Below are 20,552 nucleotides of genomic sequence, written 5' to 3' on the forward strand. Positions count from 1 at the left end.
CAGTGTTTCTGTAATTCCATAATTAATAAGAGTAACGCGATGAAAGCACCTGCACTGCCTGCGGACGAGTCATATCGTCTGGCCCAGTTACGTGCGCTCAACATTCTGCACACGCCTGCCGAAGAGCGTTTCGACCGTTTAACCCGCCTTGCCCGTCGTTTGTTTGGTGTACCCGTTGCGCTGGTCAGCCTGCTGGAAGAGGACCATCAGTGGTTCAAATCCACTGCGGGTTCAAGCGATATCACCGCACCGCGCAATACCTCTTTCTGTGGCCACGCCGTGCTGCAGGATGATGTGATGGTGGTAGAAAACGCGCTTGATGACGAGCGCTTCTTCGATAATCCACTGGTTAAAAATGCCGAAAATCCGGTGCGTTTCTACGCCGGTTGCCCATTGCGCACGCCGGCTGGTGCGAAAGTCGGCACCTTGTGCATTATCGATCATCATGCGCGCCAGTTCGATGCGGATGATATCCATACATTGCGTGATTTAGCCGCAATGGCGGAAGCGGAGCTGGTGGCGTTCCAGACCGCAACATCCGATGAACTGACGCAAATCACCAACCGCCGTGGCTTTATGACGCTCGGCCAGCTGGCGCTGAATGAGTGCCAGCTGAAGCAGTTACCGGCCAGCCTGACTTTCCTCGATCTCGATCGCTTTAAAGCCATTAACGATACGCTCGGTCATCGCGAAGGCGACCGCGCATTAATGGACTTTGCCAACGCCATGAAGGTGAGTTTTCGCCATGCGGATATCTTTGCTCGTTTGGGCGGCGACGAATTTGTGGTGCTGTTTAATGGCTTGCAGCAAGCCGATGCCGAAGGTGTGTTGGCGCGCTTTGATGGTTTCCTGCAACAGCAAACCCAGAACCTCGAGCGCCGCTACGCTCTGCACTTCTCATCGGGCATTGTTGAGTTCGATCCCGATCATCCGCAGTCGCTGGAACAGCTGCTGGAAGGTAGCGACGAACGGATGTACGCCGCTAAGAACGGGAAAAAGAAGTTGAGTTGATGTTGGTCGCCGTGAATGGCGACCCTGCAATTAATGACCCACTAAATCCGTGATCAATGCCTGATTAAACGTCTGCGGTTCTTCCATCTGCGGCGCGTGCCCCATGCCCGGGAATTCGATTAAGCGTGCGCCGGGAATCAGTTGCGCCACCTGCTTACCCAATACATTGTAATGCCCGAGTTTTGCTTTCACTTCCGGCGGCGCGATATCACTGCCAATCGCCGTGGTATCTGCGGTGCCAATCATCAACGTGGTCGGCACGCGTAGATCTTTAAACTCGTAATACACCGGCTGAGTGAAAATCATGTCGTAGATGAGCGCCGAGTTCCACGCCACTTTCTTGTGGCCTGGCCCACTATTTAGCCCAGCCAGCATATCGACCCATTTGTCATACTCCGGCTTCCACTGGCCGCTGTAATATGTCTGCTGTTCATATTTCTTGATGCCCGCCGCATCCAGCTTGAGTTCACGCTGATACCACTGATCCACCGAGCGCCACGGCGCGCCTTTGGCTTTCCAGTCTTCTAAGCCGATGGGATTGACCAGCACCAGCTTCTGCGTTTGTCTGGGATACATCAGCGCATAGCGCGTCGCCAGCATGCCGCCGGTCGAGTGCCCAACCATAATGGCGTTGTCGATACCCAGTTGCTGCAACAGTTGATGGGTGTTCTGTGCCAGTTGCTGGAAGGTGTATTGATAGTTAGCTGGTTTAGTTGAGCTGCAGAAGCCAATCTGATCTGGCGCGATGACGCGATAACCTTTCTGGCTCAGCGCTTTGATGGTGTCATCCCAGGTTGCGCCACAGAAGTTCTTGCCGTGCATCAGCACCACGGTTTCACCGTTGGCCTGCTGCGTAGGTTTGACATCCATATAACCCATACTCAGCGCTTGCTGCTGCGAGGAGAAGTTAAAGTGCTGCAGCGGATAGGGATAGTTAAAGCCTTCGAGCTGTTCACCATACACATTGGCGGCGAGCGCCGGAGCAACAGCGCCTAACGCCACTGATGCCAGAATCACGGCAAGTGACTGTTTTGGTTTGAAACGAAAACCCATTAGGTGATTCCTCAACAGTGAAAACCTTCAGTGTGGCACGTTAATCCGCGTTAAGTATTGATGAGGTGTGCCGCCAGAAAGCACACCTTTTACTATTAAGCGCCGCGAAGCGATGAAAAATTTGAGTTAATAATAACGCCCGTTATTACGATAAATACTCAACATCATCACAACAAGAAAACCTGTAAATTCACGAAAACCAAGACCAGTCTTGATGACAAATATTAAAACAGCCAAATAACCAGAAAACTTTACATTAATTGCAGATTGGAAAGATTAATTAAATTACACTCTGCCACTGTTAATGGAGGACTATGATGACACAGCAAAAATATAATGAAGGGGTAATTGATTCGGTAACCGAATGGATTATGGCTAATCTGGATCAGCGTTTAACGATTGATGATATTGCACTGAAGTCTGGCTATTCGAAATGGTATTTACAGAAACTGTTCGCCCGCTATCATAATGAGACGCTGGCACGCTACATCCGAAAAAAGAAACTGGCTCATTGCATTAATGACTTAAAAGACAGCAATGTGCCAATTATCAGCCTGGCAGTGAAATATCATTTTGAAAGCCAGCAATCTTTCACGCGCTCATTTAAACATGTGCTGGGCTGCACGCCTCTTTATTGCCGTAAGCGCCAGATGGATGAGGAAACCAAACTTGCAATGCGTGAAAGTAGCGATCCCTGTGTGCTTTGCCGTCAGGCGGGATTTGACGCCACGGAACGCAATAAAGCAATTATCACGCCCGCGGTACGTAACGATAAATATATACCGCGAATTGGTTGTGCGATGCGTTGATAAATAATTGACTCTTTTTTTGGCGCCATTTGACGCCAACAGACTTCTTCATTCCAATTCATGAACGCTTTAATTGAATAGAAACGGATGGTATGCCATCCGTTTCTCAATTAGTAACTCGATTTATTCAGCGCATTTACGCTCTTTTTAAAATGCGCGAGCCGATTATCCAGCGCATCGGTATACAGCATGGTATCCACACCGACGGCAACGAAATTAGCTCCCCAACGAATAGCGCGTTCCGCCATCTCCAGATTAACCGCCAGAAAACCGGCCGCTTTTCCTGCGCTGCGGATGCGTTTGATACTCTGCTCAATCACTTTCTGCACTTCAGGATGCCCGGCATTATCGGGATAGCCCAATGAGGCTGACAAATCAGCCGGACCAATAAAGATTCCGTCAACGCCCTCAACCTCCAGCAACGCATCGAGATTATCAATCGCCGTTTTGCTTTCGGCCTGAATCAGCAGGCATAACTCTTCATTGGCGCGCGCCATATAATTTTCCACGCGCCCCCAACGTGCCGCCCGCGCCACGCCTGCGCCGACGCCGCGCGTGCCGTAAGGCGGATAGCGCGTCGCCTTCACCAGCGCCTGTGCCTGCTCAGCGGTATCGATCATCGGCACCAGCAAGGTGCGCGCACCGATATCCAGCACCTGCTTGATCAGTGCGGTCTGGAATTCGATTGGCCGTATCACCGGCTGGCTGCGATAAGGCGCAACGGCCTGCAATTGATGATAGAGATCCTGTACGGTATTCGGGGCGTGTTCGCCATCTATCAATAACCAGTCGTAGCCGCTGGTGGCAGCAATTTCGGCCAGATACGACGATGTGCTGCTCAGCCACAAACCAATCTGCGTTTCGCCTTTCGCCAATCCGGCTTTGAAGGGATTATTTAACGGATCCTGCATAGCTGCTCCTTACTTAATGACTTGGCTGCTGAGAGTGTGGCAACTGACGCTCCACTTTCAGGCTGAGGATAATGAGTGAACCGATGGCGGCAATTAGCGCCAGCGCCAGCAATCCGGCAGCGCTGCTGTTAAAGTGCATTTCGGCATTTACGCGAATCAGCGGCGCCAGGAAGCCACCTACAGCACCAAACAAATTGACGAAGCCGATGCCCGCCGCCAGCGCAGTGCCAGAAAGCAGCTGCGTCGGCATGGTCCAGAACACCGGCTGCACGGCAATAAAACCCACCGCTGCGACGCTAAGCGCAATGATGGCCAACAGCGGCGAAACCAATCCGGACAAACCAATCCCGACGGCAGCAGCCAGCAAGGTGAACGCCGCGACCCGGCGACGCTCGCCGCTGCGGTCGGAATAGCGCGGAATCAGCCAGGTGCCAAACAGCGCGGCCACCCACGGAATGGCCGCCACCAGCGAGGCGAGGAAACCGACTTTGGTGCCCAACAACGCTGCGACCTGAGAAGGCAGGAAGAAAATCAGGCCATAAACCGCTATCTGAATGGTCATATAGATAATGGCGAGCTGCCAGACGCGACCATTGCGCAGCGCATCACGCAGATGTGAAGTCGGCTTCTGCTGCTCTTCGCTCTCCAGCTGACGTTGCAGCGCCCGCTTCTCCTCGGCGCTGAGAAAACGCGCTTTCGCCGGTGTGTCGTCGATATAGCTGAAAGTGAAAACGCCGGCTGCCACCGCCAGTAATCCTTCAATGATAAACATCCAGAACCAGCCGGGATGGCCTAGCACGCCGTGCATTTCCAGCAGTGCGCCAGAGAGCGGTGAACCCAGCGTCAACGCCAGCGGCGCGCCCATGTAGAACAGTCCCATGACGCTAGCGCGCTGCTGTTGCGGGAACCACAGCGAGGTCAGATAAATCATGCCCGGGAAGAAACCCGCCTCAGCGGCGCCGAGCAAGGTACGCACCAGCAGGAATTTGGCTTCGGTATCAGCAAATGCCATCGCCGCCGAAAGTAATCCCCACAGCAGCGTGGTGCCGCCAATCCAGCTGCGCGCGCCAAAGCGTCGCATCAGCAAATTGGCCGGCACGCCAAGCAGCGCGTACACCACAAAGAAGATTCCAGCACCTAACGCGTAAGCTTCATTACTCAGGCCGGTATCAAGTTGATATGCCTCTTTGGCGAAACCAATGTTGGCGCGATCGAGAAACGCCAACACGTAGAGCATCAACATGAAAGGAATAAGACGTGCGCGATTCTTTTTAACCGCGCTTAACACCAGATTATCCATGGTAAACCCTCACGCAGGGCTGCGACGAGTCGCCGCAGCCCTGCGATTAGTGTTGATAAGGACGCTTCAGTCCATCGCGATTCAGTTCCACGCCGAAGCCCGGTTTATCCAGCACCGATTTGTGCATACGACCGTTAACCGGCACCGGTTCGTTGATCAGCAGCGGATCAAACTGCGGGCGCAGCGTGCTGCAATCCGGGCTGGTCATCAGGAATTCACTGAATGGGCTGTTGGTGAAGGTGAACACCGCGTGATGCGAGTAAACCGAGGAGCCGTGCGGCACCACCAGCTGGCCGCGTGATTTCGCCAGCGCCGCCACTTCCACCAGCGTGGTCAGGCCGCCGCACCAACCGACATCAGGCTGCAAAATATCGATGCCGGTTTCAGCCAGCGTGCGGAATGATTGCAGCGTGCCGTGATGTTCGCCGCTGGTGATCAACATGCCCTGCGGCGCTTGCTGTTTCAGCTGGGCGTATCCTTCGAACTGCTGCGGCGGCAAACACTCTTCCAGCCACTTGACGTTATAAGGTGCGCAGGCGTGAGCCAGCTTGGTGGCGAAATTGACGTCCTGGCTCATCCAGCAATCAAGCATCAGCCAGAAATCCGGGCCGCAACTTTCGCGATAGTGAGCGATGCGCGCCACCTCTTTACGGATGCCTTCATCGCCATCGTGCGGTCCCCACTGCACCGCCATTTTGCCGCCGATAAAGCCCATCTGCTGCGCCAGATCCGGACGTGCGCCGGTGGCGTAAAACTGCAGTTCATCGCGTACCGCGCCGCCCAGCAGTTTGTACACCGGCAGATCGGTGACTTTGCCGAACAGATCCCACAACGCCAAATCGACACATGAAATGGTGTTCATCACCAGGCCGCCCGATCCGGCGTAATACAGGGTGGCGTTCATCATCTGGTCGTGAATCAGTTTGATATCGCTGACGCAGCGTCCTTCAAGGAAGCGGTTGAGATGCTTTTCCACGATGAAGCAGCCCATTTCGCCGCCGGTGGTAATGGCAAAACCGGTTTGACCGTTATCGGCTTCGACTTCGACAATTAGCGTGCCTAACACGTTGATGCCAAAGGATTGACGCGACTGCTCATACTGCTTGTATTTGCTCATGGGCGTGGCGACGTGGTCGTCAATCCAGTGATTGGCACCTTGATCGTGATAATCGCCGCCAGCCGCTGCTTTATCCGCGGTAGCGCCACCGGCAAAGTAGGCGCGGACAGTTTTAATTTTAGGTAGGGACATGCTCTTCTCCTGGTTACGAGGCGTGTTTTTCCGCCGGGCTACGCCAGCCCAGCAGACGGGAAATATCGCGGGCGCAGGCAATCGCCTGGCCAGCAAGGTAATCGCGTTTGTCGTCGTCAATGTCGAGTCGGGTGCCCACCAGCGAAATGGCGGCGACGAGCTGCTGGCGGGCATTGAAAATCGGCGCGGCGACGCAGCGCACATCGGGATAATCTTCACCGTTATCAAAGCTCCAGCCCTGACGGCGAATGCGTGCCAGCTCGGTACGCAGCGCGTCGGCATTGCGCAGCGAGGTTGGCGTCACCGCCACAAAACGCAGGCCGCTGATGATGCGTTCCTGCTCTTCAGGTTGCTGCCAGGCAAGCAGACATTTGCCAATGCCCGAGCGATAGAGCGACAGGCTTTTGCCTTCGTGTGAGCGCACGCTGATGGTGGCGGCGGATTCGAGTTTGAGGATGTAACAGGCGTGACCACCCTCGAGGATGCCGAGGTGGCACAGCAGATTGGTCTGCTGCATTAAACGTGTCAGAGGTGGACGCGCAATATCGCGGATATCCATGCGCTGCAGTGCATGACCGGCAAACTCCACCAGCCGCGTCCACAGGCAATAGTTGTTGTTGCGATCGATAGTGATCAGACGCTGTTTTTTCAGTTCAGCGAACAGCAGATAGGCGCTGCTTTTGGGAAGCGCCAGCGTTTCGATGATCTCGGCGGCGCTGCACGGTCCGTGCTGGGCAATAAAGTCGAGAATCGCAATGGCGCGCGTCAGCGCGGGGACAGGCGTAATTTCCAACATGCTGGACTCCAGTCTGATGATCTGGAGCGCAGTGTTGTAGTTTTACTTCGTGATAAGTGTGCGCCGCTTCAAATTACGCAGCGCTGAGCGTGTTTGCTGGCAGCGCGTGTGCGGGAATGTGAATCGCGCCGCGCTGAGAGTACAGCCGACTGTACTCCTGCCGCAGGAGCACAAGATCTAAGAGAAAATGTATTTGATCGCTGCAATGACCATCGTGGTGGTCATCACCATTAGCAAACGTTTGATCCAGCGCATATCGGTTTTTAAAGCAGAGACATCGGCTTTGATAACTTCAATGTCTTTTTCTATGCGATCAAGGCGAGCTTCGACTCTGGTCAGGCGAACATCGACTGCTTTAATCTCACTACTCAGTCGAACATCCAGATTAGTAAGCCGAACCTCCAGTTCTCGAATAGCAGCACTAAGCCGGTCATCCAGCTCTTTAATCGCACCACTCAGCCGCTTATCCAGTTCTTTAATCGCACCAGTAAGCCGAATATCCAGCTCTCTGATATCGCCGGTAAGTCGAACATCCAGTTCTTTAATGCTCCCTGTAATTCCTTCTCCGGCCTTCATTAAATCAGCACGAGATAACGCATTATCCTGCGGCATCTCAGTAAAGATCTCGACCATGGCTTCGGCCTGCTGGTCGCTGACGCCGGCCAACTGCAGTGCTTTAAAGGCTTTGTGTGTGTTCATCATCGCGAGTGTCATCCGTGAAGCTCCTGAGTTGATGTGAGGCGCGTGCCAACATCATGCTCAGCGAGCGATTGCTGCACCATGTGACTGTGTGTATTTTGCGCGGCGCTGCGAAAAATATCAATTCGTACAACAAGTAACGTGCAAGCGGATGCGGGGCGTCTCGCAAAATTGGCGTCAGATTCTGTCGCGAAACGTTTTGCAATATGGGAGCGGGAAGGTGTTGAGCGGCTTCTTGAAATGGCGGCGCAGCTTTTAATCCCTGCGCTGCCCGTTCAATAATTACTGAACCGGCTGGCCCGGTAGCAATTTCTCAGACATCAAGCGGCGGCAGGAGAGCCTTTCCTGTCGCGCTTGTTGCTGCTGTTGCGGTGACAAATCCTGCCAAACCGTTTGCAGATGCTCTGCCAAAGCTTGCTGGAAATGCACCTTTTGTAATGCGTAATCGGAATTACTGCCTTCAATAATCTGCTGCATATCTTGCGGAGCATTGCCGCGTCCATCATGCGTGAGCGTACAAAACATGGCGATGTAATAGCCTTTGTCCTCATCGCTGTAATGCGGCATCAGCCACCAAACGGCGGCACTGATGACGATCAGCAACGGCACAATAAATTTGAGTTTTAACATCAATAGGTTCATCCGCTGGAGAAAGGAAATACGCCATCATAGCGACGTGAGTTAAAGCGCCTGCGCGCACGCCCAAGCCGAGCTCCACGCCCACTGGAAGTTGTAGCCGCCCAGCCAACCGGTAACGTCCACCACTTCGCCGATAAAGAACAAACCTGGCACATCGCGCGCTTCCATGGTTTTTGACGACAGTTGGGTGGTATCGACGCCGCCTAGCGTCACTTCGGCGGTGCGATAGCCTTCGGTGCCGTTTGGCTGCACGCGCCATTGATGCAGCGTGCTGACCAGTTCGCCCTGCTGCTTGCTGTTTAGCTGCTTCAGCGTGACGTCAGGAATCTGCTTTAGCTCCTGCAGCACTTCCACCAACCGTTTTGGCAGAATTTTCGCCAGGCTGTTTTTCAGGCTAAGATTGGGATGCGCCTCGCGCTGCACATGAATGAAATCATCCAGCGAAGTGGCAGGTGACAAATCAATGGTGACGAATTCACCCGGCTGCCAGTAGCTGGAGATTTGCAGCACGGCGGGCCCCGATAAGCCGCGATGGGTAAACAGCATCGCTTCTTTAAATAAGGTGCCGTCCTGCGCGGTGATGGTGGTGGGCAGCGCGACGCCCGACAGCGTGTTGAGCTGTTCCAGCAGCGGTTTATGCAGCGTGAACGGCACCAATGCCGCGCGCGTCGGGAACACTTTCAGGCCGAACTGTTCCGCCACTTTATAGCCAAACGGCGTGGCGCCGAGGCCTGGCATTGAGAGCCCGCCGCTGGCGATCACCAGTTTTTCTGCCTGCACCGATGTGCCGTTCAGCTGCAAGGTATAACCGTTATCGTCGCGATCGACGCTCAGCACTTCACTGCGCAGGCGCAGCGTCACCTGCCCGGCATCACACTCTTTCAACAGCAGATCGACAATCTGCTGTGCGGAGTCATCGCAGAATAATTGCCCGAGCGTTTTCTCGTGATACGCAATGCCGTGGCGATTGACCAGATCGATGAAATCCCACTGGTTGTAGCGCGCCAGCGCCGATTTGCAGAAATGCGGATTATGCGACAGATACGCCGCCGGTTCGGTGTGCATGTTGGTGAAGTTGCAGCGACCGCCGCCCGACATCAAAATCTTGCGACCGGCTTTTTTGCCGTTATCCAGCAGCAATACGCGGCGACCCAATTGTCCCGCCTGCGCCGCACAGAACATGCCGGCTGCGCCTGCACCAACAATGATAATGTCAAACTTTTCCACTGCTTTTATCCGCCTTGCCCGAAAGGCGCTGATTGTAGGGATTTGCGGCTTTTAGCGCCAGCTTCAAAAAAATGCCGTAAATGTGTCATAATGTAACTTACTAATTTTAAGCTGTTTTCAGCTAAATCTATACGCTGCATTACAATTTTAAGACAATAAAGAGCTATATTTTTCTTTCATATCGCGCACGTTGTCGCAGATAATGCGCCGCGTTCATGTCCTCCCAAAATGGCGTAACGTTTATGCTACATCTGTTTGCTGGTCTCGACCTCAGTACCAGCCTGTTACTGATTCTTGCTCTGCTGTTTGTATTGTTTTACGAAGCAATCAACGGTTTTCACGACACTGCTAACGCGGTCGCGACTGTCATTTATACCCGTGCGATGCGGGCGCAACTGGCGGTTGTCATGGCGGGTGTTTTCAACTTCTTAGGTGTTTTGCTTGGTGGATTGAGCGTGGCGTATGCCATTGTTCATATGCTTCCGACCGATTTACTGTTGAATGTCGGTTCGGCCCACGGACTCGCCATGGTCTTCTCCATGCTGCTGGCCGCGATTATCTGGAACCTTGGCACCTGGTATTTGGGTTTGCCGGCGTCCAGTTCTCACACATTGATTGGCGCTATCATCGGTATTGGTCTCACCAACGCCCTGATGACCGGCACCTCGGTGGTTGACGCGCTCAACCTGCCGAAAGTCATCAATATCTTCATGTCCCTGATTCTTTCGCCGATTGTAGGTCTGGTGATTGCAGGCGGTCTGATCTTTATCCTGCGTCGCTACTGGAGCGGAACCACCAAGCGTTCACGCATCCACATGACGCCTGCTGACCGTGAAAAGATTGATGGCAAGAAAAAGCCCCCGTTCTGGACGCGCATTGCCCTGATCGTTTCTGCGATTGGCGTGAGCTACTCACACGGCGCTAACGATGGTCAGAAAGGCATTGGCCTGATTATGCTGGTGCTGATCGGCGTTGCGCCGGCTGGTTTTGTAGTGAACCTGAATGCGTCGGGTTATGACATCACCCGCACGCGCGATGCCGTAAACCATCTGGAGCAGTATTATCAGCAGCACAACGAATCACTGACGCACATGGTGCAGATGGCGCCGCCTGTGGTGCCAACGCCAGATGAATCGCTTGGCGGTCCGCAGGAGTTCCATTGCGACAGCAGCCGTGCGCTGCAGGCTATCGATCGTGCGCAGCTGCTGCTGAACAATCTGCAGAGCTACGATCAGCTGACGGTTGATCAACGCAGCCAGATGCGTCGCCTGCTGCTGTGCGTTTCCGATACCGTAGATAAAGTGGCCAAGCTGCCGGAAACCAGCGCGGACGATAAGCGCTTCCTCAACAAGCTGAAAAGCGATTTGCTGGGCACCGTTGAGTACGCACCGATCTGGATTATTGTGGCTGTGGCGCTGGCGCTCGGCATCGGTACCATGATTGGCTGGCGTCGTGTTGCCACCACCATTGGTGAGAAAATCGGTAAGAAAGGCATGACGTATGCGCAAGGGATGTCGGCGCAGGTGACGGCCGCAGTATCGATTGGCGTGGCCAGTTACACCGGTATGCCCGTTTCTACCACGCACATTCTGTCGTCGTCGGTGGCCGGTACTATGCTGGTCGATGGCGGTGGATTGCAGAGTCGCACCATCAAAAATATCGCTATGGCGTGGGTGTTCACCTTGCCGGTGTGTATTTTGCTGTCGGGTTCGCTCTACTGGATTGCACTGAAACTGATCTAAGCAAAGCGCAGAAATATTCGAGGGCGACGCGATGTCGCCCTTTTTTATTGCCCTTTTTTATTGCCCTTTTTTATTGCCCTTTTTTATTGCCCTTTTTTATTGCCAGATCGCCATCGCAATCAAACTCACCACCACCAAAAAGCAGAGCCCGCTGGTCAGCACAAACTGCCCGCGCACGCGCTCACAGCGGCGAATGAACTCGTCGTCATGATGATCGTGATAGCGCTTCTCCCAGATATAGCGCACCAGCCGCACCTGCTTACTCGGCTGCCCGTGCGACGTGAAGAAACCCGCACCATCCACGTATTGATATAACAGCGGATCGCAACCGCGCAAAACGGCTAAAAGTGAGCGCAAAGAAGAGAAATAGCGCGCCATATTCACCAGACAAACCACACACAGAGCCCAAAAAAGCGCGATAGTGCTGATCATGTTCCCCTCCCGGCTGGAGCCGCAACGACGTCGAACGCAGCGGGGAATTGCTGTAGACGCCGCACGGGAAATAAACCAGCCATTGAATGATGTCGATTGCATTGTTGTTATGCGAACCTGAGTGCGCAACGCATATGGCAGTGGCACTTATTTTCAGTGTAGGAGATCTGTTGAATTTTTTTCCAGCGATGATTTTCGTTCAGGGCGAGTGAAAAAGCCGATAACGCTTGATCTTCCTCACAAGCGAACTTGCGCTTGCAGCATTTGTTAACAACTCTGGCTATACTCAGGACATAACAAAAACCGCCTGCAAGGCTGAAATAGTTGGTTGGTGGCGCTTCATCGCCGTCTCGCGCAAAGGAATCGCCGACCGTGAAAGCAGGAAGATTGCCCCGAATCTTGAGAAAGGAGTTTTATCATGGCTTATAAACACATCCTGATTGCAGTAGACCTTTCCCCGGAAAGCCAGTTGCTGGTTGATAAAGCCGTTTCGCTGGCCCGTCCTTATGATGCAAAAATCTCGCTGATCCACGTTGATGTGAACTATTCAGACCTCTACACCGGGCTGATTGATGTCAATCTGGGCGACATGCAGAAGCGTATTTCTGAAGAGACGCACACCGCGCTGAAAGAGCTGTCGATTAACGCCGGTTATCCGATCAGTGAAACCCTGAGCGGCAGCGGCGATCTTGGCCAGGTGCTGGTGGATGCGATTAAGAAATATGATGTGGATTTGGTAGTGTGTGGTCACCATCAGGACTTCTGGAGCAAGCTGATGTCATCGGCGCGCCAGTTGATTAACACCGTGCATATCGACATGTTGATTGTGCCGCTGCGCGACGAAGACGAAGAATAAAAATCAGGCCGGGTTACCGGCCTGATTTTTTGTAGCGGCGCAATGTATTGCGCATTGTTTGCGTTATTACCCCTGCGGCGGATAAATATCAAAACGATGGCTTTTGGTCACCACCGCATCCTGCGTCACCACGCCCGCTAACGGCGGCGCGTAATCCGGACGCTTCACCACAATGCGCTTCTTCGCCAGACGGCGCGCCGGTTCCAGCAACGCATCAGCATCATCATCCGCACCGACCAACGACTGAAACACCCGCATCTCTTTCTTCACCATCGCGCTTTTCTGGCGATGCGGATACATCGGATCGAGATAGACCACATCCGGCGCAGGCGTGATATCGCTCAGCGCTTGCTGGCTAGCAGCGTGCAGTAGCGTCAGCCGATCGCGCAACCAGCCGCCAATCTCCGCATCCTGATAACCGCGACGCAAGCCATCGTCCAGCAAGGCCGCCACCACCGGATGGCGCTCCAGCATACGCACGCGACAGCCCAGCGCCGCCAGCACAAACGCATCGCGCCCCAAACCGGCCGTTGCATCAACCACGTCTGGCAGATAACCGCTTTTGATGCCGACCGCTTTTGCCACCGCTTCGCCGCGACCGCCGCCAAACTTACGCCGATGCGCCATCGCGCCCGAGACGAAATCCACAAAGATGCCGCCGAGTTTCGGCTCATCCAGTTTACGCAACTCAAGATGCTCAGCGGTTAACACCAGCGCCATCGTCGCCTGTTCGTCCTGCTGCAAACCCCAGCGCTCGGCTAAATGTAATAAGGCGCCGTCTCCGGCGCCCGTTTCATCGATTAAACCAATTTTCACAAGCCGGCTTATCCCTGAATTCCGTAGTGTTCCAGCATCGCATCGAGCTGCGGTTCACGACCACGGAAGCGTTTGAACAGCTCCATGGGCTCTTCGGAACCGCCACGCGTCAGGATGTTGTCGAGGAACGACTGACCAGTCTGACGGTTGAAAATGCCCTCTTCTTCGAAGCGCGAATAGGCATCGGCAGCCAACACGTCGGCCCACAGATAGCTGTAGTAACCAGCCGCATATCCGCCAGCAAAGACGTGGCTGAAGGCGTGCGGGAAACGGCCCCATTCCGGGCTTGGCACCACGGCAACCTGCTTCTTCACTTCACGCAGGGTTTCGAGGATGCGCGCACCTTGGGCGGGATCGAACTCGGTATGCAGACGGAAATCGAACAGGCCGAACTCCAGCTGACGCAGAATAAATAGCGCCGCCTGATAATTTTTCGCCGCCAGCATTTTATCCAGCAGTTCCTTCGGCAGCGGTTCACCGGTTTCGTAGTGGCCGGAGATAAACGCCAGCGCTTCCGGCTCCCAGCACCAGTTTTCCATAAACTGGCTCGGCAGCTCGACGGCATCCCACGGCACACCGCTGATGCCAGACACGCCCGGCGTTTCGATGCGCGTCAGCATGTGATGCAGACCGTGACCGAATTCATGGAACAGCGTGATCACTTCATCGTGCGTGAACAGCGCCGGTTTGCCCTGCAGCGGACGGTTAAAGTTGCAGGTGAGATAGGCCACCGGCTTCTGCAGGCTGCCGTCGGCTTTACGCATCTGGCCGACGCAATCGTCCATCCACGCACCGCCACGCTTGTTTTCACGTGCGTAGAGATCGAGGTAGAAGCTGCCGCGCAGTTCACCGCTTTCGTCGAACAGGTCGAAGAAGCGCACGTCTGAATGGTAAACATCGACGTCTTTACGCTCTTTAGCGGTGATGCCGTAAATGCGTTTAACCACCTCGAACAGACCACTTACCGCGCGCGCTTCCGGGAAGTACGGACGCAGCTGCTCGTCGCTGATGGTGTAGAGATGCTGTTTCTGTTTCTCGCCGTAATACGTCAGATCCCACGGATTCATCTCGTCGACGCCGTACTCTTTCTTCGCGAAGGCGCGCAGCTGAGCCAGCTCTTTTTCACCCTGCGGACGGGCGCGTTTCGCCAGATCGGTCAGGAAGTCGATGACCTGCGCCGGATTTTCCGCCATTTTGGTTGCCAGCGATTTGTCGGCGTAAGAGTCGAAGCCCAGCAGCTGAGCCAGTTCATGACGCAGCGCCAGCTCTTCCGCCATCACCGGACCGTTGTCCCATTTGCCGGCATTCGGGCCCTGTTCGGAAGCACGCGTTGAATATGCGCGGTACAGCTCTTCACGCAGCGCAGCGTTGTCGCAGTAAGTCATCACCGGCAGATAGCTTGGGATATCCAGCGTCAGCAGCCAGCCTTGTTGCTCTTTGGCTTCGGCCTGCGCTTTGGCGGCGGCCAGCGCGCTTTCCGGCATACCCGCCAGCTCCGCTTCATCGGTCACCAGCTTGCTCCAGCCCATGGTGGCGTCGAGCACGTTGTTGCTGTAGGTCGAACCCAGTTCAGAAAGACGTGCCGCGATTTCGCCGTAGCGCTTTTGCTTCTCTTTATCGAGGCCAATACCGGACAGCTCGAAATCACGCAGGCTGTTATCCACCGCTTTCTTCTGCGCGGTATCCAGCGCCGCGTAGCTATCGCCCTCTTTCAGGTTGCGATAGGCCTGATACAAACCTTCATTCTGGCCGACCCAGGTGCTGTATTCGGACAGCAGCGGCAGCGTTTGCTCGTAAGCTTCGCGCAGTTCCGGGCTGTTTTTCACCGAGTTCAAATGGCTGACCGGCGAGAACAGGCGACCTAAGCGATCGTCAACTTCAGCCAGCGGCTGCACCAGATTTTCCCAGGTGTAAGGCGCGCCTTGCGCCACAACGCGCTCCACCGCTGCGCGACAGTCGTTCAGCGCTTCGGTAACCGCAGGAACCACATGTTCAGGTTTGATAGCAGAAAACGGGGGCAGCGAAAAAGGCGTGAGTAACGGATTGGTCATAAGCGCAGTCCTTTCATGATGAAGTAGTGGCGCGAATGCTCGCGCGACGCATTTTACTAACATGCGGCTTGATGACAGGAAAATCAATGCCACTGAGCCTGGACTTATGAAGAAAAGCCCGCCAGAAGGCGGGCTGAAGATTATTTAATCGCGAGTTGGTAGTGAATCACATCGTAGGGCGCCACCCACGGCGGCAGCGGTTCGCGTTCGATGATATCTTTTGCCAGTGCCCAGCCTTCTACTGCGCCGCCGGCTCCCGTTAACGACATCCCTTCATACAACATGGGAGGCAGATTGTTATCAAACGGCACTTTGTCATCAGCAAAATCGTTAATCACTTTGCCGCCTAAGGTACTGACTTTCACGCTGACTTCCACTTGCTGGTCAGGAATAAGCTTAGCTTTGACTGTTTTTACGGCAAACCAACGCACACCATTTTGCGTCACTAACGCTTTGCGCTGTTCTAAATGTTTGTTGAGCTGGTCATAGCCCTTCTCAATCAGCGATCCCATCTTTTTATTGATCGTCTCCTGCATCGCAGCATATCGCCGTGACATCTCTTCACTGTTCATTACCGAAGTGCCGGTTTGTAACTGCGTGCTGAATCCCGCGATCAACTGATCAATGCTGATGGTGAGACCGGTATCTTTTACCATCTGTAGTTGAACGACCGCATTGCTGGCGATCGATTGCCCCAGCATATAGCCATCGCGCTCAGCATCGGTTTTGGGTTCTGCGGCTGCAACCACTGCTGCTGGCTGCTTTTTCGCAGCCTCCAGTTCAGCGGTGAGTTTCATTATGTTTTGCTGCTGCATCACTTTTACTTCATTCAGTGACGCGAGCTTTTTCTCACTCTCAGATTGTTGTTTTTGTAGTGCCTGCGACATTTTTTCACTTTCGGCCAGCTGAGTTTTTAGCGCATCCTGATCGCGCTTAGCAGCAGCCTGCGCTGCGGTAAGTTGCTTACGTAGCGCGGTTGCATCCGTCGTTTGCTGCTGTGCGGCTTTGAGCTCTTGAGTTAGCCGGATGATATTTAGTGTTTGCTGCTGTTTTTCTTCATCCAGCGCCGCCCGTTTGTTATCGCTGTTCGCCTGCTGTTCTTTCAGCGCTTTTTCATGCTGTTCATTCTTTAGTTGCAGTGCGGCTTTCTGTTTTTCCAGCTCGCTTATTTGCGCACGCAGCTGGTAAAGCGGCTCCGGCGTTTTCGATTTTACGGCAGGTTTCTCAGCTAATTTTGGCGCTACCGGTTTTAGCTGAGGTTTTGGCTTTTGCACTGGAACAGGAGGCAACGTGCGGGCTGCATCGCCAAACGCTTGCAATACATCATCTTCAGCGGCCGCGCAGGCCAGAGCAGGGAAGAACAATGCGATGATAATAAAGACAAACGGCAGATGACGCTGTGTCATCACAATCTCCTGTAACAGCCTTAAGAACACAAAAGGCTTCATCTCTATTAATAAAATAGAGATGAAGCCCATCCTCAGCGCGAAATTTCGCGCTGCTACTTAGCGAATGCAGTTAAATAGTTATGGTTTAACCGGCCTGGCGAATAATTAACTGTGACAGACGTGTCTTAATACGGAAGCACAATTCACGAATCTGGAATTGATAACGCGGCATCACTAAGTCGTTAATATCCGCGCCAATCGAATCTTTAATTTGCAGATATTTATTGGTCTGGGCACCGATTTTCTGGAATTCGGCCTGATAGCTGTCAAATGACGCCTGGCTATACAGACGCATCGCGTCGAGCTCTTTACGGCACTGCTGAATGTTGCTGGAACGGTCGTCACTGAGTGAAGCCGTCGCGGGTTGCGCCGGCGCTGAAGCCACAAATGGCGTACCTTGCTGCTCTGGCGCGGTTTGCGCGGCGGATTGTTCGTCCGCAGTCGGCGGCGTTACTAAACTATGAACGGGTTGTTGTTTCGCGCAGCCAGTCAGTACCAACAGGCTTGCCACCGCGACACCAGTCATTTTTTTCATTATTGTCACCAGGAGTTGTTTGAGATGCTTTAAGCAAAAAATTATACGGTCTTCACCGGAAAGTTTCCTGCCAGAACCACCTGGCATTTCGCTCATGACCGCTTCGTTATCGGAAACTAACTTACTTAATCCGCGATGAAATTTCGAGTATCACGTCATTTCGTAGCAAATTACCGACAAGAAGTCTGATCGCAACCGGCTATAGCGGCGCATTGGCGCAAAACTTAAGCGGCAGCCAAAACGTCAGCAATTTTTATGCAGCGCGGCTATAATCGCGCCACACACGATGTTTTCACTCCCTTTGATGCAACCGCGGACCCCCTTTTTTTATGCTGAGTTATCGCCACAGTTTTCATGCCGGCAACCATGCCGACGTGCTGAAACACACCGTTGAAAGCCTGATCCTCACCGCTCTGATGGAGAAGGAAAAACCTTTCCTCTATCTGGATACCCACGCCGGTGCCGGACGTTACCTGCTGAGCGGAGAGCACGCCGAGCGTACCGGTGAATATCTGGAAGGCATCGGCCGCATCTGGCAGCAGCCGGATGTACCTGAGTTGCTCAAGCCGTATCTTTCGGCGGTGCGTAATCTCAATCCGCACGGCACCTTAAAGTACTATCCTGGTTCGCCGTTGATTGCCCGCTTCCTGCTGCGTGAAGAGGACAAAATGGAGCTGACCGAGCTGCACTCCAGCGATTACCCGCTGCTGCGCACCGAGTTCAGCAAAGATTCCCGTGCGCGCGTGGCGCGTGGTGATGGCTACCAACAGCTGAAAGCCAAGCTGCCGCCGCTGAGCCGTCGCGGCCTGATTCTGATCGATCCGCCATATGAGTTGAAAAGCGATTATCAGGATGTGGTGAAAGGCATTCAGGAAGGTCACAAGCGTTTCGCCACCGGCGTGTTTGCGCTGTGGTATCCGGTGGTGATGCGTCAGCAGATCAAACACATGGTTAAAGATCTGCAGGCCACCAATATCCGCAACATTCTGCAGATTGAACTGGCGGTGCGTCCAGACAGCGATCAGCGCGGCATGACGGCTTCCGGCATGATCGTGATTAACCCGCCGTGGAAGCTGAAAGCACAGATGGAAGAGCTGCTGCCGTGGCTGCATCAGAAGCTGGTGCCCGCCGGAACCGGTCACTTCAGCGTCACGCAGATCGTGCCAGAGTAAGTTCGCCTTACCGCGTCGCCAGCCTATTAGGACTATTATCATGTGGATCATTCTGGCTGGCGCGCTTGCTATGCTGTCGCCCGCCAAACGTTTTTCGGTACTGCTGCTCACGCTCGCCACCATTCTTGGGCTGTTCCAGGATGTGCTGGATTGGCCAGCGATGCTGCTGCTCGGCGCCATTGCCGTCATCGCCTGGATTCGCGTGGAAAATAACGCGCGCTGGATTCAGTGGGTGAGTGAAGTCGCGCTGGTTGCCATTGCCATCGGCCTGTTTGTACACTTTTTCCCGGGCTTCAAAAATCCGCGCCAGGTGGAAGATGTGCAGGCCGGGCCGCTCAGCCTGCCCTTTAGTTTCTCGTACAACTTCGATAAAGCGCTGATTCCGTTTGTGCTGCTCATCTGCTTGCCGCAGCTGTTCCGCACCCAATCCGCGCCGCCGCGACTTAAAATTTTGTGGCTGGCGCTGCTGGCGGCGATTCCGCTGCTGCTGTATGTCGCGGTGCAGTTGGGTGGCCTGGCCGTTGAACCCCACTGGCCGGAATGGTTGGGCAGTTTTATGCTGGCGAACCTGTTCTTCGTGTCACTGGCAGAAGAAGCGTTCTTTCGTGGCTATCTGCAACAGCGTCTGCGCCAGCACATTGGTGCCGTGGCGGCCCTGTTGCTGACGTCGCTGCTGTTTGGTCTGGCGCACTTCCCAGGCGGACCGCTGCTGATGATCTTCGCCACGCTCGCCGGATTGATTTACGGCCTGGCGTGGCAGTGGAGCGGACGCCTGTGGGTCGCCACCGGCATCCATTTCCTTTTCAACATGACGCATCTGCTGTTCTTCACCTATCCGGCGCTACAGCACTAAACCTCGAACACCGCGAAATCATGTGCCAGTTCGGTCGCCGCAAACACCGACTGGCACTCTGCCAACAGTTTTTCCCGATCCTTAGACAAATAGCGCGAGCTGAAATGCGTGGCGATCATGCGCTTCGCTCCCGACTGTTTCGCTACTTCCGCAGCCTGAATGGTGGTTGAGTGGCCGCGTCCATTGGCTTTCTCCTGCAGCGCCGACTCCAGCGTGGTTTCATGCACCATCACATCGGCATTCGCCGCCAGCTGGAGCGCCACGTCGGTGGGCGCGGTATCACCAAATATCGCCAGCACTTTGCCTTTGGTTGCCGGGCCAAGATAATCCGCGCCGTTGATCTCGCGACCATCTTCCAGCTGGATACGCTTACCCGCTTTCAAATCCTGATACCACGGCCCGCGCGGTACACCTTCGGCTTTCAGGCGCGGCGCATCAAGGAAGCCCGGTTTATCGTGCTGCTCGATGCGATAGCCATAACACTCAATCACATGATTCATCGGCCAGGCCGTCACGCGCACTTCGCCGTCATCCAGCACTAAACCGGCTTCGATCTCGATAATCTCCAGCGGATAAGAGGTGTACGAGCCACTCAAACTGAGCGCCGTCTCAATAAACTGGCGAATACCTTTCGGCCCGTAAATGATCATCGGTTCGGGGATGCCGGCCATGGAGCGGCTGGTGAGCAAACCCGGCAGCCCAAAGATGTGGTCGCCGTGCAGATGGGTGATAAAGATTTTCTCCAGCTTGCCCGGCTTCAGCGCGGAGCGCATGTATTGATGCTGCGTCGCCTCGCCGCAGTCAAATAGCCAGGTATCGCCGCGTTTCGACAGCGTCAGCGCTATCGCGGTGACATTACGTTGCAGGCTGGGCGCACCGCCGCCGGTGCCGAGGAATGTCAGTTGCATGCTATGCTTCCCTGTAATCGGACATAAAAATCAATGCTATTACAA

The 20,552-nt window shown here is 54.3% G+C and carries 20 protein-coding genes; 6 read left to right on the top strand and 14 right to left on the bottom strand.

What is annotated here, in order from left to right:
- The first annotated feature begins 39 nt into the window (after window positions 1–39).
- Window positions 40–1,011 (top strand): GGDEF domain-containing protein, encoded by a 972-nt coding sequence (locus PZBJ_RS12405; protein ID WP_101762713.1) that lies wholly within the window; start codon window positions 40–42, stop codon window positions 1,009–1,011.
- Window positions 1,012–1,041: 30 nt separating this feature from the next.
- Here PZBJ_RS12405 and PZBJ_RS12410 read toward each other — a convergent pair whose 3' ends face one another.
- Entirely contained in the window at window positions 1,042–2,064 is a 1,023-nt protein-coding gene (locus tag PZBJ_RS12410; protein WP_101762714.1) for an alpha/beta fold hydrolase, read from the bottom strand.
- 317 nt (window positions 2,065–2,381) lie between these two features.
- Between PZBJ_RS12410 and PZBJ_RS12415 the strand changes: the two genes are divergently transcribed.
- Window positions 2,382–2,873 (top strand): helix-turn-helix domain-containing protein, encoded by a 492-nt coding sequence (locus PZBJ_RS12415; RefSeq protein ID WP_101762715.1) that lies wholly within the window; start codon window positions 2,382–2,384, stop codon window positions 2,871–2,873.
- A gap of 110 nt (window positions 2,874–2,983) precedes the next feature.
- Here PZBJ_RS12415 and yfaU read toward each other — a convergent pair whose 3' ends face one another.
- The 7 genes from yfaU to PZBJ_RS12450 all read right to left on the bottom strand — a co-directional run bounded on the left by yfaU (window position 2,984) and on the right by PZBJ_RS12450 (window position 9,694).
- The gene (yfaU, locus tag PZBJ_RS12420) at window positions 2,984–3,784 is read right to left on the bottom strand and encodes a 2-keto-3-deoxy-L-rhamnonate aldolase (protein ID WP_101762716.1); all 801 of its coding nucleotides are present in this window, start codon (window positions 3,782–3,784) and stop codon (window positions 2,984–2,986) included.
- Window positions 3,785–3,797: 13 nt separating this feature from the next.
- Window positions 3,798–5,084 (bottom strand): MFS transporter, encoded by a 1,287-nt coding sequence (locus PZBJ_RS12425; protein ID WP_101762717.1) that lies wholly within the window; start codon window positions 5,082–5,084, stop codon window positions 3,798–3,800.
- A 46-nt stretch (window positions 5,085–5,130) separates the two neighbouring features.
- Window positions 5,131–6,333: an L-rhamnonate dehydratase gene (gene rhmD, locus PZBJ_RS12430; protein WP_101762718.1), complete on the bottom strand. Its 1,203-nt coding sequence runs from the start codon at window positions 6,331–6,333 to the stop codon at window positions 5,131–5,133.
- 13 nt (window positions 6,334–6,346) lie between these two features.
- A complete protein-coding gene (locus tag PZBJ_RS12435; RefSeq protein ID WP_101762719.1) occupies window positions 6,347–7,129 on the bottom strand; it encodes an IclR family transcriptional regulator in 783 nt (260 codons plus the stop codon).
- A 177-nt stretch (window positions 7,130–7,306) separates the two neighbouring features.
- The gene (locus PZBJ_RS12440; protein ID WP_101762720.1) at window positions 7,307–7,843 is read right to left on the bottom strand and encodes a CCDC90 family protein; all 537 of its coding nucleotides are present in this window, start codon (window positions 7,841–7,843) and stop codon (window positions 7,307–7,309) included.
- Between the two features lie 267 nt (window positions 7,844–8,110).
- Window positions 8,111–8,458 (bottom strand): hypothetical protein, encoded by a 348-nt coding sequence (locus tag PZBJ_RS12445; protein WP_101762721.1) that lies wholly within the window; start codon window positions 8,456–8,458, stop codon window positions 8,111–8,113.
- 51 nt (window positions 8,459–8,509) lie between these two features.
- Window positions 8,510–9,694: a BaiN/RdsA family NAD(P)/FAD-dependent oxidoreductase gene (locus PZBJ_RS12450; RefSeq protein ID WP_101762722.1), complete on the bottom strand. Its 1,185-nt coding sequence runs from the start codon at window positions 9,692–9,694 to the stop codon at window positions 8,510–8,512.
- Window positions 9,695–9,936: 242 nt separating this feature from the next.
- On the opposite strand from PZBJ_RS12450, the gene pitA reads away from it, so the two are divergent.
- Window positions 9,937–11,436 carry an inorganic phosphate transporter PitA gene (gene pitA, locus PZBJ_RS12455; RefSeq protein ID WP_137386695.1) on the top strand — a complete coding sequence of 500 codons (1,500 nt, stop codon included), beginning with the start codon at window positions 9,937–9,939 and terminating at the stop codon, window positions 11,434–11,436.
- 96 nt (window positions 11,437–11,532) lie between these two features.
- On the opposite strand, the gene uspB is transcribed toward pitA, so the two are convergent.
- Complete coding sequence (gene uspB, locus PZBJ_RS12460; protein ID WP_008108136.1) at window positions 11,533–11,868, bottom strand: universal stress protein UspB; 336 nt, start codon at window positions 11,866–11,868, stop codon at window positions 11,533–11,535.
- Between the two features lie 418 nt (window positions 11,869–12,286).
- On the opposite strand from uspB, the gene uspA reads away from it, so the two are divergent.
- Complete coding sequence (uspA, locus tag PZBJ_RS12465) at window positions 12,287–12,724, top strand: universal stress protein UspA (protein WP_007889892.1); 438 nt, start codon at window positions 12,287–12,289, stop codon at window positions 12,722–12,724.
- 66 nt (window positions 12,725–12,790) lie between these two features.
- Here the strand turns inward: uspA and rsmJ are convergent, their stop codons facing one another.
- The 4 genes from rsmJ to PZBJ_RS24375 all read right to left on the bottom strand — a co-directional run bounded on the left by rsmJ (window position 12,791) and on the right by PZBJ_RS24375 (window position 17,574).
- Window positions 12,791–13,540, bottom strand: coding sequence for a 16S rRNA (guanine(1516)-N(2))-methyltransferase RsmJ (rsmJ, locus tag PZBJ_RS12470; protein WP_101762724.1), 750 nt, complete (start codon window positions 13,538–13,540; stop codon window positions 12,791–12,793).
- A gap of 8 nt (window positions 13,541–13,548) precedes the next feature.
- The gene (gene prlC, locus PZBJ_RS12475; RefSeq protein ID WP_101762725.1) at window positions 13,549–15,591 is read right to left on the bottom strand and encodes an oligopeptidase A; all 2,043 of its coding nucleotides are present in this window, start codon (window positions 15,589–15,591) and stop codon (window positions 13,549–13,551) included.
- Between the two features lie 140 nt (window positions 15,592–15,731).
- Window positions 15,732–16,997, bottom strand: a complete 1,266-nt coding sequence (locus PZBJ_RS12480; RefSeq protein ID WP_158238608.1) for a hypothetical protein — start codon at window positions 16,995–16,997, stop codon at window positions 15,732–15,734.
- Window positions 16,998–17,124: 127 nt separating this feature from the next.
- Entirely contained in the window at window positions 17,125–17,574 is a 450-nt protein-coding gene (locus PZBJ_RS24375) for a YuaE family lipoprotein (protein WP_233501792.1), read from the bottom strand.
- A 329-nt stretch (window positions 17,575–17,903) separates the two neighbouring features.
- On the opposite strand from PZBJ_RS24375, the gene PZBJ_RS12490 reads away from it, so the two are divergent.
- Both PZBJ_RS12490 and PZBJ_RS12495 read left to right on the top strand, forming a co-directional pair.
- A complete protein-coding gene (locus PZBJ_RS12490; RefSeq protein ID WP_101762727.1) occupies window positions 17,904–18,746 on the top strand; it encodes a 23S rRNA (adenine(2030)-N(6))-methyltransferase RlmJ in 843 nt (280 codons plus the stop codon).
- Between the two features lie 40 nt (window positions 18,747–18,786).
- Window positions 18,787–19,599: a CPBP family intramembrane glutamic endopeptidase gene (locus PZBJ_RS12495; RefSeq protein ID WP_101762728.1), complete on the top strand. Its 813-nt coding sequence runs from the start codon at window positions 18,787–18,789 to the stop codon at window positions 19,597–19,599.
- Here PZBJ_RS12495 and rnz read toward each other — a convergent pair.
- Complete coding sequence (rnz, locus tag PZBJ_RS12500) at window positions 19,596–20,507, bottom strand: ribonuclease Z (RefSeq protein WP_101762729.1); 912 nt, start codon at window positions 20,505–20,507, stop codon at window positions 19,596–19,598. The genes PZBJ_RS12495 and rnz overlap by 4 nt on opposite strands.
- Between the last annotated feature and the right edge of the window lie 45 nt (window positions 20,508–20,552).

The sequence above is a fragment of the Pantoea endophytica genome (assembly GCF_002858935.1).
GTDB classification, from domain to species: Bacteria; Pseudomonadota; Gammaproteobacteria; order Enterobacterales; family Enterobacteriaceae; genus Pantoea; species Pantoea leporis.